The sequence below is a fragment of the Microbacterium phyllosphaerae genome, assembly GCF_017876435.1.
GTDB lineage: Bacteria > Actinomycetota > Actinomycetes > Actinomycetales > Microbacteriaceae > Microbacterium > Microbacterium phyllosphaerae.
In genome coordinates, this window is sequence record NZ_JAGIOA010000001.1 from 2,952,452 (window position 1) to 2,965,332 (window position 12,881).

The window sequence follows — 12,881 nt, forward strand, 5'->3', positions numbered from 1 at the left end:
TCGTCGGAGCCACGGCGACGGGGAGCGACCCGATCAGGGCCGGTGGAACGGGTCGTCGTAGAGTCGCTCGGGAACACGCAGCACGAAGACCGGGGTACCGGATGCCCAGATCGCGGCCGCACCGGCGCGCAGCAGATCGATCTGCGAATCGCCCTCGGAGACGATCTCGACGTCGGCACCGACGACTCGGACAGCGGCACCGTTGACCGAATGGATGCCGTCCTTCGACGTCACCTCGGGATACGGCTCGTGCAGCTCGCGAAGGTCGCTGAGGATGTACGTCGGGCGGGATCCTTCAGGAGCCGCGAGCACGTGCTTGGGGCGATCGATTCCGGTGAGCACCAGCGCCGAGTCGATGCCCGCACGGACCGCACCGAGGATGTCGGTGTCGAGACGGTCGCCGATGAACAGCGGCTTCTTCGCGCCGAAGCGCTCGGTCGCCTCCTCGAAGATCGGAGTCTCCGGCTTGCCCGCGACCGTCGCGAGACGCCCGATGGCCGTGTGCACGGCCGACACGAGCGTGCCGTTGCCCGGGGCGACACCGCGCTCACGCGGGATCGTCCAGTCGGTGTTGGTGGCGATCCAAGGGATGCCGCCTTCCTCCTCGGGAACCTTCAGGGCGAAGGCCGCCTCGGCGAGATCCGTCCAGGCGACCTCGGGGGCGAAGCCCTGCACGACGGCATCCGGAGCATCCTCCGCGCTCCGGGTCACCGTGTAGCCCGCTTTCTCGGCCTCGTCCACGAGCCCCGCTCCCCCGACGATCAGCAGCGTCGCCGGAGGCGGGACGATCCCCGCGAGCAGGCGCATGGCGGCCTGCGGGCTGGTGATGACGTCAGCCGGAGCGACGTCGAGTCCGAGGCTGCTCAAGTGCTCAGCGACCGAGGCGTCGGTGCGTGACGCATTGTTCGTGATGTACCCGAGACGAGCGGTCGCAGCGGCAGCGTTCAGGCTCTCCACCGCGTACGGCAGCGCACCCGGTCCGGCGTACACGACACCGTCCAGATCCGCCAGCACAGCATCCACCCCGTCGAGGGGCGTACGCAGCGCCGGCTTCTTGGAGAACAGCCCCACTACGCCTCCTCAGAGGAGTCGGATGCTGCGCGCTTGTCGTCCTGCTCGACGCCGTTCTGCTCGTCTGCGCCGTCATCCTCGGTCTCGCCGAGAAGCTCGCGCACCTCGTCGTCGATCGACGGCTCGGGCTCGGGCTCGGGCTCGGGCTCGACGTCAGCGTCAGCGTCAGCGTCAGCGTCAGCATCAGCATCAGCATCAGCATCAGCATCAGCATCAGCATCAGCATCAGCATCAGCATCAGCATCAGCATCAGCATCAGCATCAGCATCAGCATCAGCATCAGCATCAGCATCAGCATCAGCATCAGCATCAGCATCAGCATCAGCATCAGCATCAGCATCAGCATCAGCATCAGCATCAGCATCAGCATCAGCATCAGCATCAGCATCAGCATCAGCATCAGCATCAGCATCAGCATCAGCATCAGCGGGGGCTTCTTCGGACTGCGGCGTGTGGTCTTCGTCGTCGAAGTCGCCCTCGATGAGGCCGTCCTCGATGATGATCTCCTCGTCACCGGCTTCGTCGACACCGAGCGCTTCAGCGGCGACCTCGGCTCGATGCGCCCAGAACTCGGCCTCGTCGGTGCGTCCCAGGTCCTCGAGCACGGCGGCGCGTGCGGCGAAGAGAGCGGGGCTCCATTCGAACGCACGATCGGGATCGAGCTCCGGAATCTCGAGCTCCCCGAGCGCGAGTTCGAGGTCGCCCTGGTCGAGACGGGCTCCCGACATGGCGATCGCCAGTGAGACCCGCACAGGGGTCGTCAGTGCCGTGCGGTCGACCGCACGGCCGGTCTCAAGGGCACGATCGGGGCGACCGATACCGCGCTCGCTGTCGACCATCAGAGCGATCTGATCATCCTTGCCGGAGATCCGGCGATACGTGCGGAGCTCACGCAGGGCGAGAGCAAAATCCTCGGTCGCATACGCGGTGATGCCGAGCGTCTCACGGACGATGGCAATACGGCCGGCGCGACGAGATGCAGCGAGAGCGTGCTCGTGAGCAAGCGCAGGATCCTCATCGATGAGGCGGGATGCCATCGCCAGGTGACGTGCGACGAGGTCGGCGTTCTCCTTGCTCAGCGTCTTCAGCTCGTTGCGAGCCGACGTGTGCAGGTCCCGAGCCGTGACATCGTCGGGGATGTGCGGGTCGTTGAACCGCGGACGGTCGCCCGTGGCCTGCACCGGACGTTCGCGGTCCACACCCCCGCGCTGCGGGTAGGAGCGCGACGAGTCCCGGTCCTGACGGGGCGCACGGTCGTCGCGGTTGTCGCGGTTGTAGCCACCCGTGCGGGGAGCACCACCGTCGCGGTTGTCACGGTTGTAGCCGCCCGAGCGGGGAGCACCACCATCGCGGTTGTAACCACCCGAACGAGGAGCACCACCATCGCGGTTGTCACGGATGTAACCACCCGAACGAGGAGCACCACCATCGCGGTTGTCACGGTTGTAACCACCCGAACGAGGAGCACCACCATCGCGGTTGTCGCGGTTGTAACCACCCGAACGGGGAGCGCCACCATCACGGTTGTCACGGTTGTAACCACCCGAACGAGGAGCACCACCATCACGGTTGTCACGGTTGTAACCACCCGAACGAGGAGCACCGCCATCGCGGTTGTCGCGGTTGTAGCCACCTGTGCGGGGAGCACCGCCATCACGGTTGTAACCACCCGTGCGCGGAGCACCACCATCGCGACTGTCGCGGTTGTAGCCACCCGAACGGGGAGCACCGCCGTCACGGTTGTCGCGGTTGTAACCGCCCGAGCGAGGAGCACCGCCGTCACGGTTGTCGCGGTTGTAACCGCCCGAGCGAGGAGCACCACCATCACGGTTGTCGCGGTTGTAACCGCCCGAGCGAGGAGCACCGCCGTCACGGTTGTCGCGGTTGTAACCGCCCGAGCGAGGAGCGCCACCATCACGGTTGTAGCCACCCGAACGAGGAGCACCACCATCACGGTTGTCGCGGTTGTAACCACCCGAACGAGGGGCGCCGCCGTCGCGGTTGTCGCGGTTGTAACCGCCCGAGCGAGGGGCGCCGCCGTCACGGTTGTCGCGGTTGTAACCACCCGAACGGGGAGCGCCGCCGTCACGGTTGTCGCGGTTGTAACCACCCGAACGAGGGGCGCCACCATCGCGGTTGTCGCGGTTGTAACCACCCGAACGAGGGGCGCCACCATCGCGGTTGTCACGGTCGTAACCACCCGAACGGGGAGCGCCACCATCACGGTTGTCGCGGTTGTAGCCACCAGAGCGGGGCGCGTCGTCTCGGCGCGGACCGCTGCTGCGGTTCTGCTCGGAGCGTCCGCCAGAAGGTCGGTGACCGCGCGATCCATTGTCGTCGTTGCGACGCGGACGGCGCTCTTCCTCTTCCGGCATGATGCTCCCTGTTGTTGTTGCTGTAAACGCAAAATGGCCACCCAACGATGGGTGGCCATTTGCTTAAAAGAAGTCCGGCGGTGTCCTACTCTCCCACAGGGTCCCCCCTGCAGTACCATCGGCGCTGTGAGGCTTAGCTTCCGGGTTCGGAATGTAACCGGGCGTTTCCCTCACGCTATGGCCGCCGAAACACTATTGATGTTTCAATCAAACACATAACAAAGTCATTGTCATGCGGTTCTCGACCGTACATCGAGAACCACTCAGTGGACGCGTAGCACCAACAAACGGTGTGTTATCAAGTCATCGGCTTATTAGTACCAGTCAGCTGCATGCATTACTGCACTTCCACATCTGGCCTATCAACCCAGTAGTCTGGCTGGGAGCCTCTCACCCGAAGGTATGGAAATCTCATCTTGAGGCCGGCTTCCCGCTTAGATGCTTTCAGCGGTTATCCATCCCGAACGTAGCTAATCAGCGGTGCTCCTGGCGGAACAACTGACACACCAGAGGTTCGTCCAACCCGGTCCTCTCGTACTAGGGTCAGATCCTCTCAAATTTCCTACGCGCGCAGCGGATAGGGACCGAACTGTCTCACGACGTTCTAAACCCAGCTCGCGTACCGCTTTAATGGGCGAACAGCCCAACCCTTGGGACCTACTCCAGCCCCAGGATGCGACGAGCCGACATCGAGGTGCCAAACCATGCCGTCGATATGGACTCTTGGGCAAGATCAGCCTGTTATCCCCGAGGTACCTTTTATCCGTTGAGCGACAGCGCTTCCACAAGCCACTGCCGGATCACTAGTCCCGACTTTCGTCCCTGCTCGACCTGTCAGTCTCACAGTCAAGCTCCCTTGTGCACTTACACTCGACACCTGATTGCCAACCAGGTTGAGGGAACCTTTGGGCGCCTCCGTTACTTTTTGGGAGGCAACCGCCCCAGTTAAACTACCCACCAGGCACTGTCCCTGAACCGGATTACGGTTCGAAGTTAGATATCCAGAGTGACCAGAGTGGTATTTCAACAATGACTCCACATGAACTGGCGTCCATGCTTCACAGTCTCCCACCTATCCTACACAAGCCACACCGAACACCAATACCAAGCTGTAGTAAAGGTCACGGGGTCTTTCCGTCCTGCTGCGCGTAACGAGCATCTTTACTCGTAATGCAATTTCGCCGAGTTCGCGGTTGAGACAGTTGGGAAGTCGTTACGCCATTCGTGCAGGTCGGAACTTACCCGACAAGGAATTTCGCTACCTTAGGATGGTTATAGTTACCACCGCCGTTTACTGGGGCTTAAATTCTCAGCTTCGCCTTGCGGCTAACCGGTCCTCTTAACCTTCCAGCACCGGGCAGGCGTCAGTCCGTATACATCGTCTTGCGACTTGGCACGGACCTGTGTTTTTAGTAAACAGTCGCTACCCACTAGTCTCTGCGGCCTCCAAACGCTTTCGGAGCAAGTCCTAATACGTCGAAGGCCCCCCTTCTCCCGAAGTTACGGGGGCATTTTGCCGAGTTCCTTAACCACGATTCTCTCGATCTCCTTGGTATTCTCTACCTGACCACCTGAGTCGGTTTGGGGTACGGGCGGCTAGAACCTCGCGTCGATGCTTTTCTTGGCAGCATAGGATCACCCACTTTTTATTCGCATCGTGTCTCAGCCTATGTGAACGGCGGATTTGCCTACCGTTCGGCCTACGCACTTGCACCAGGACAACCATCGCCTGGCTGGGCTACCTTCCTGCGTCACACCTGTTAATACGCTAACCGCACCAGAATGGGGTCGTGCGCTAGGCCCAGAGCGTCACCCCGAAGGGATCAGTCACTGGGATTCAGACACTTAGCACTACTGGATTAGCTTGGGCGGTTCTTCGCCGGTACGGGAATATCAACCCGTTGTCCATCGACTACGCCTGTCGGCCTCGCCTTAGGTCCCGACTTACCCAGGGAAGATTAGCTTGACCCTGGAACCCTTGGTCTTTCGGAGGACGTGTTTCTCACACGTCTTTCGCTACTCATGCCTGCATTCTCACTCGTGTAGCCTCCACGGCTGGTTTACACCGCCGCTTCGCTGGCCACACGACGCTCTCCTACCCATCAACACGGCTGGACCACGAAGGCCTACCAATAATGTCAATGCCACAACTTCGGTGGCGTGCTTGAGCCCCGTTACATTGTCGGCGCGGAATCACTTGACCAGTGAGCTATTACGCACTCTTTCAAGGGTGGCTGCTTCTAAGCCAACCTCCTGGTTGTCAAGGCAACTCCACATCCTTTCCCACTTAGCACGCGCTTTGGGACCTTAGTTGGTGGTCTGGGTTGTTTCCCTCTCGACTATGAAGCTTATCCCCCACAGTCTCACTGCTGCGCTCTCACTTACCGGCATTCGGAGTTTGGCTGACGTCAGTAACCTTGTAGGGCCCATCGGCCATCCAGTAGCTCTACCTCCGGCAAGAAACACGCAACGCTGCACCTAAATGCATTTCGGAGAGAACCAGCTATCACGAAGTTTGATTGGCCTTTCACCCCTATCCACAGCTCATCCCCTCAGTTTTCAACCTAAGTGGGTTCGGTCCTCCACGACGTCTTACCGTCGCTTCAACCTGGCCATGGATAGATCACTTCGCTTCGGGTCTAGGACATGCGACTGAATCGCCCTATTCAGACTCGCTTTCGCTACGGCTACCCCACACGGGTTAACCTCGCCACATATCGCTAACTCGCAGGCTCATTCTTCAAAAGGCACGCTGTCACAGCTACTAAGGCTGCTCCAACGGTTTGTAAGCAAACGGTTTCAGGTACTATTTCACTCCCCTCCCGGGGTACTTTTCACCTTTCCCTCACGGTACTTGTCCGCTATCGGTCATCTGGGAGTATTTAGGCTTATCAGGTGGTCCTGACAGATTCACACGGGATTTCACGGGCCCCGTGCTACTTGGGATACTCTTCGCGCCACGGTTGGCATTTCGACTACGGGGTTGGCACCCTCTATGACCGGCCTTTCAAGACCGTTCGTCTATACCATCGTGTAACGCCGCCACCTCGGCAGAGATGACTGAAAAGTCCCACAACCCCCAACGTGCAACGCCTGCCGGCTATCACACACGCTAGGTTTAGCCTGTTCCGGTTTCGCTCGCCACTACTAACGGAATCGCGGTTGCTTTCTCTTCCTGTGGGTACTGAGATGTTTCACTTCCCCACGTTCCCTCTACCCGCCCTATATATTCAGGCGGGAGTCACTAGGTCGGCACGCCGCCCAGCGGGGTTTCCCCATTCGGACACCCTCGGATCAAAACTTGCTTATCAGTTCCCCGAGGCTTATCGCAGATTGCTACGTCCTTCTTCGGCTCCAGATGCCAAGGCATCCACCGTTTGCTCTTAAAGACTTGAAATCACATGAGTTTGAATCAGAATCGACACCAGGCCCGAAAGCCTGGCATGAAATTGACTAATGATCTTTAAGATCATCTTGTGCAACCGACCGAAGCCGGCTGCAAGATGCTCGCGTCCACTGTGTAGTTCTCAAAGTACGGGCGGTACCCCTTCTCACTTCCCCCACAGGGGAAACAACAAGAGGCCCAGAGGTACAGAAACGAATCCTTGCGGATCCGCATCCGGTCCCTCAGGACCCAACAGCGTGCAGGTGCGACACCCGAAACCCTCCCCGTTCCCACCGCAAGCGGTGTACTAAGAGAAACCTTCATCCTTCGCACCATGTCAAATGTTCCACCCATGAGCTCCCAGCGAAGAACGTATGCCTTCGAACTGGGTTCTGGACTCCGAAGAGTCAGATGCTCCTTAGAAAGGAGGTGATCCAGCCGCACCTTCCGGTACGGCTACCTTGTTACGACTTAGTCCTAATTACCGATCCCACCTTCGACGGCTCCCTCCACAAGGGTTAGGCCACCGGCTTCAGGTGTTACCGACTTTCATGACTTGACGGGCGGTGTGTACAAGACCCGGGAACGTATTCACCGCAGCGTTGCTGATCTGCGATTACTAGCGACTCCGACTTCATGAGGTCGAGTTGCAGACCTCAATCCGAACTGGGACCGGCTTTTTGGGATTCGCTCCACCTCGCGGTATTGCAGCCCTTTGTACCGGCCATTGTAGCATGCGTGAAGCCCAAGACATAAGGGGCATGATGATTTGACGTCATCCCCACCTTCCTCCGAGTTGACCCCGGCAGTATCCCATGAGTTCCCACCATTACGTGCTGGCAACATAGAACGAGGGTTGCGCTCGTTGCGGGACTTAACCCAACATCTCACGACACGAGCTGACGACAACCATGCACCACCTGTTTACGAGTGTCCAAAGAGTTGACCATTTCTGGCCCGTTCTCGTATATGTCAAGCCTTGGTAAGGTTCTTCGCGTTGCATCGAATTAATCCGCATGCTCCGCCGCTTGTGCGGGTCCCCGTCAATTCCTTTGAGTTTTAGCCTTGCGGCCGTACTCCCCAGGCGGGGAACTTAATGCGTTAGCTGCGTCACGGAATCCGTGGAATGGACCCCACAACTAGTTCCCAACGTTTACGGGGTGGACTACCAGGGTATCTAAGCCTGTTTGCTCCCCACCCTTTCGCTCCTCAGCGTCAGTTACGGCCCAGAGATCTGCCTTCGCCATCGGTGTTCCTCCTGATATCTGCGCATTCCACCGCTACACCAGGAATTCCAATCTCCCCTACCGCACTCTAGTCTGCCCGTACCCACTGCAGGCCGGAGGTTGAGCCTCCGGATTTCACAGCAGACGCGACAAACCGCCTACGAGCTCTTTACGCCCAATAATTCCGGATAACGCTTGCGCCCTACGTATTACCGCGGCTGCTGGCACGTAGTTAGCCGGCGCTTTTTCTGCAGGTACCGTCACTTTCGCTTCTTCCCTGCTAAAAGAGGTTTACAACCCGAAGGCCGTCATCCCTCACGCGGCGTTGCTGCATCAGGCTTGCGCCCATTGTGCAATATTCCCCACTGCTGCCTCCCGTAGGAGTCTGGGCCGTGTCTCAGTCCCAGTGTGGCCGGTCACCCTCTCAGGCCGGCTACCCGTCGACGCCTTGGTGAGCCATTACCTCACCAACAAGCTGATAGGCCGCGAGCCCATCCCCAACCAATAAATCTTTCCAGTAACTGACCATGCGGTCGCTACTCGTATCCAGTATTAGACGCCGTTTCCAGCGCTTATCCCAGAGTCAGGGGCAGGTTGCTCACGTGTTACTCACCCGTTCGCCACTGATCCACCCAGCAAGCTGGGCTTCACCGTTCGACTTGCATGTGTTAAGCACGCCGCCAGCGTTCATCCTGAGCCAGGATCAAACTCTCCGTAAAAAAGAAATGCATACGACACCGGGAAAACGGTGACGCAGCGAGTTTGATGCTGACCAAAGAGACAAATTCATTGCTGACTTCATCCGAATGCCAACCCCACAAGGAGGTTGGTCTTTGATCCAAAGGAATTCTCAACTAGCCGAAGCTAGACGAGGATAATTTGGCATTTGACAAGTGCACGCTGTTGAGTTCTCAAGGATCGGATGCTCCCACGACCCAGTCATCACAACCAGGCCCGAAGGGCAACTTCTCTATCTTACCCACCCTGTCTCGCTTGTCAAATCGGCGCGCCGTGCGGATCTTGGATCTGCTGCGCAGCTGTTGACAGCCGCAGAAGGGGTGGATCTCCCACCCTAGACGCAGGCGTCTGTTCTCACAAGTGAGTGGATGTGGGAGGTGGTTCTCCGCTTGAGGGGGGTGAAGCTCTCGGCCTCTCCGCTTCCCTGTGGGGCGAACAAGTAATAAGTTACGTGGATTCCGGGGTTCTGGCAAATCGGCCCACCACCCCCGGGCGTGTCGCTCAGCGCTCTGAGTCACGTTTTCCCAGTCCAGAGGGAGAAATGGTCCGCGATCACCGCCACGAGTACGATCACAGCGTGAGCGCACCCCGGATTCCCTCCCCCGCGACCGCCCTGTTGCAGCGTGTCTCGTCAGAGCTGGGCGTCGCCGACGACGTCCGTGAGTTCGACTCGCAGCCACCGCATCCTGTGCCCCTGCCCTCCCGTCTCGCCACCGCCGATCTCGCCTGGGCGAGCGTGCGCGCGGTCTGCCTGATGGCCGGTATCCGCGACATGCCTGATCCGGATCGCATCTCCACCGCCTACAGGAGCGACCGTGTTCTCACGGTCGATGGGATCGCGCCCGACGTGTGGTCTGCCTACTCCGGGTTCTGGCGCTCAGCCGACGGATGGGTGCGCACCCCCGGAAACTATCCGCATCACGCCGCGCGGCTTCTCGCCGGGCTCGGACTCGGAGCAGGCGCCGGCGTCGATGAGGTGCGCGCAGCCATCCTGGAGTGCACGACAGCCGAAGCGCTCGGCCTCATCACCGCCGAGCGCGGACTCGCCGTCCCCGTGCGTCCGGAGGATCCCCGCCTCGACGCACGATCGCGCACCACTCCCCTGCTCGATGTCTCCCACGAGAACACCGGTGGTTCCTGGGACGCCCCACCCGCGTCCCACGTGGGACGCAGTCCGCTCGCCGGCATCCGCGTCCTCGACCTCACCCGAGTCATCGCAGGACCTGTGTGCACGCGGACTCTCGCTCTGCTCGGCGCTGATGTGCTTCGGGTGGATCCCCCGGAACTCGCCGAGCCCGAGTGGCAGCATCTCGACACCGGCCACGGCAAGAGATCCGCGCTGCTCGATGTGCGAGACGAGCGATTCCGCGAGCTCCTCAACGCCGCGGACGTCGTCGTGCTCGGATACCGGCCTTCGTCACTCGACCGCCTCGGCCTTTCGGCATCCGCACTGACCGAGGATCATCCGGGACTGATCGTCGCCCAGCTCAGCGCCTGGGGCATGGACGAACCGGATCGCGCCGGCTTCGACAGCCTGGTGCAGGCCGAGTCGGGAATCTCGCTGATCGAATCACCCGACGGCGACCGCCCCGGAGCGCTCCCTGCCCAGGCCCTCGACCACAGCGCGGGCTACCTCCTGGCGGCGGCGGTCATCGCGCTGCTGAAACGCCGGCGGCAGGAGGGCGGCAGCTGGACGGTGCGCACATCGCTGCGTCGCGTGGCCGCTGAGCTGCTCGGGATGCCTCGCACGCTCGAACCGGTGTCGGAGCGGGAGTTCGTGACCGGCGACCACTCCGCGACCTTCGATGTCGACGGGCGCAAGCTCACGACCGCGGCTCCCGTGCTTCCGGGATTCGAGTTCGTGGCTCCGCGCCGCTGGGGGTCGGATCAGCCGCGCCGGTGATGCCGGCGGAAGAGCGGCAGCGCCAGGCAGAGCACCAGAGTGAGCGCGCCCCACAGCGCGCAGGCCGGCGGCAGCATCAGGTACGCGAGGTGCTGGTACGTGAACTCTTCGGTGAACGGACCGTACGCCAGGTATCCGATGACCGTGGCGGTCACGAGTACCGCCGGAAGCGACAGCCACCAGGCGATGCGGACTCCCGCGGGGATGACCCTCGTGACGGCGATGCGCGGCTCGGCATGACGCAGCCGGAGCGCGGCCCAGATCGCGATCACGACGAGCCCGATCGCACTCGACCCGTGCTGCAGCCACTTGTATCCGGTCAGAGGACCCCACATCTCCCCGAGAGCGGGCAGGATCTCGACGCCCCAGCGTCCCTCGTGCGTGAAGAGATCCCAGAGGATGTGCGACAGCACCCCCAGGATCAGGGAGACGGCGAGCAGCACCGGGTACCAGCGTCGTCTCGCTCCGACACCCACCGCGGCGCCGGCCGCCTCGACACCGGACTGCGACCAGTCGGCCGGAACACGCCGCGCCACCCACGACGGGGAGAGCTCGCCGACCGCCGGGCGGAGCACGACCCGCCACACCAGGAAGAGCACGAAAGCGACCAGGGCCGTCCACACCACGTTGCCGAACGTGTGCGTGAACGAGTAGTCGAGACCGACGCCCCTCAGGAACAGGGGCAGATCTGGCGTCATCGCTCCGATCGCGATCGCCGCCGGCACCAGCGGGGTGCGGATGAAGGGCAGCGCGACCAGGGCATGGCTCGGGGTGAACGGCATCCGGAGTCTCCTGTCGAGTGGCGGAAGCGGTGACGGCGGCCGCCCGAGAACAGCTCAGGCGACCGCCGTCACGCGATCAGATGTCGCTCGTCACGCGATGAACACTCCTGCGAGGGTCTTCTTGCCACGACGCAGCACAGACACCGCTCCCGGCAGAGTCCCATGCACCGTGGCCGACTCGTCGTCGACGCGTTCGCCGTCGAGAGACACACCACCTTGGCCGATCGCACGGCGAGCCTCCGACAGGCTCGACACCAATCCGGTCGCGACCAGAGCGTCGACGACAGACGACCCCGCGTCGACCGTGGCATTCGGGAGCTCCTCGAGCGCCGTGCGCAGCGTCGACGCGTCGAGCGCGGTCAGGTCGCCCTGGCCGAACAGCGCGTCGGATGCTGCGATCACGGCCGCCGTCGCGTCGATGCCGTGCACGGTGGCGACGACCTCGAGCGCCAGACGCTTCTGCGCGGCACGCCGGAAGGGCTCGGACTCGACGAGGGCCTCGTACTCCTCGATCTCGGCACGCGTGAGGAACGTGAAGACCTTGAGCCGCTCGATGACGTCGGCATCCGCCGTGCTGAGCCAGAACTGGTACATCCGGTACGGGCTGCACATCTCCGGATCCAGCCAGATCGCGTTGCCCTCGCTCTTGCCGAACTTGGTGCCGTCGCTGTTCGTGATCAGCGGCGTGCCGATCGCGTGAGCGGCGACGCCCTCGGACCGGCGGATGAGGTCGGTGCCGCTCGTGAGGTTTCCCCACTGGTCGGAGCCACCGGTCTGCAGGACGCAGTCGTACTGGCGGTACAGCTCGAGGAAGTCCATGCCCTGCAGGATCTGGTAGCTGAACTCGGTGTAGCTGATGCCCTCGTCGGAGTTCAGGCGCGCAGCGACCGCATCCTTCTTCAGCATCGTGCCGACACGGTAGTGCTTGCCGATCTCGCGCAGGAAGTCGATCGCCGACAGCGGCGCCGTCCAGTCGAGGTTGTTGACGATGCGAGCCGCGTTGTCGCCCTCGAAGCTGAGGTAGCGCTCGACCTGCGTCCGCAGGCGTCCCACCCACTCCTCGACGGTCTCACGAGTGTTGAGCGTGCGCTCGGCGGTGGGTCGCGGGTCTCCGATGAGACCGGTGGAACCGCCGACCAGGCCCAGCGGCTTGTGCCCGGCGAGCTGGATGCGACGCAGCGTCAGCAGCTGCACCAGGTTGCCGAGGTGCAGGCTGGGAGCTGTCGGGTCGAAGCCGCAGTAATACGTGATCGGGTCCCCGGCGAGAAGGGCGCGCAGCGCCTCCTGGTCAGTGGACACATGGACGAGGCCGCGCCACAGCAGTTCGTCCCACACGTTCTCGAACGTGGGGTCGATCGCCGGCGGGGCGGTCGTCAGATCGGTATTCGACACGCGCTCCAG

General features: G+C 61.8%; 5 protein-coding genes and 3 rRNA genes. 1 reads left to right on the forward strand and 7 read right to left on the reverse strand.

Translation table 11 applies throughout. From position 1 onward, the window contains the following. Positions 1-33: 33 nt before the first annotated feature. The 5 genes from JOF42_RS13935 to JOF42_RS13955 form a co-directional block, all read right to left on the reverse strand. The gene (locus tag JOF42_RS13935) at positions 34-1,071 is read right to left on the reverse strand and encodes an HAD-IIA family hydrolase (RefSeq protein ID WP_210098383.1); all 1,038 of its coding nucleotides are present in this window, start codon (positions 1,069-1,071) and stop codon (positions 34-36) included. Beyond that, positions 1,071-3,446 (reverse strand): hypothetical protein, encoded by a 2,376-nt coding sequence (locus JOF42_RS17965; protein ID WP_245340810.1) that lies wholly within the window; start codon positions 3,444-3,446, stop codon positions 1,071-1,073. Before JOF42_RS17965 ends, JOF42_RS13935 begins: the two co-directional genes overlap by 1 nt. Positions 3,447-3,518: 72 nt before the next feature. After that, positions 3,519-3,635: ribosomal RNA gene (gene rrf, locus JOF42_RS13945) — 5S ribosomal RNA — on the reverse strand. A gap of 105 nt (positions 3,636-3,740) precedes the next feature. After that, a 23S ribosomal RNA gene (locus JOF42_RS13950) occupies positions 3,741-6,843 on the reverse strand. A gap of 410 nt (positions 6,844-7,253) precedes the next feature. Next, positions 7,254-8,776 (reverse strand): 16S ribosomal RNA (locus JOF42_RS13955). Together the 16S, 23S and 5S rRNA genes form the textbook arrangement of a ribosomal RNA operon. 596 nt (positions 8,777-9,372) lie before the next feature. On the opposite strand from JOF42_RS13955, the gene JOF42_RS13960 reads away from it, so the two are divergent. Continuing rightward, entirely contained in the window at positions 9,373-10,698 is a 1,326-nt protein-coding gene (locus tag JOF42_RS13960) for a CoA transferase (RefSeq protein ID WP_307803609.1), read from the forward strand. Here the strand turns inward: JOF42_RS13960 and JOF42_RS13965 are convergent. Further along, positions 10,683-11,480, reverse strand: a complete 798-nt coding sequence (locus JOF42_RS13965) for a DUF4184 family protein (RefSeq protein WP_210098384.1) — start codon at positions 11,478-11,480, stop codon at positions 10,683-10,685. The genes JOF42_RS13960 and JOF42_RS13965 overlap by 16 nt on opposite strands. A 90-nt stretch (positions 11,481-11,570) precedes the next feature. Continuing rightward, positions 11,571-12,872 (reverse strand): tyrosine--tRNA ligase, encoded by a 1,302-nt coding sequence (gene tyrS, locus JOF42_RS13970; protein WP_210098385.1) that lies wholly within the window; start codon positions 12,870-12,872, stop codon positions 11,571-11,573. Between the last annotated feature and the right edge of the window lie 9 nt (positions 12,873-12,881).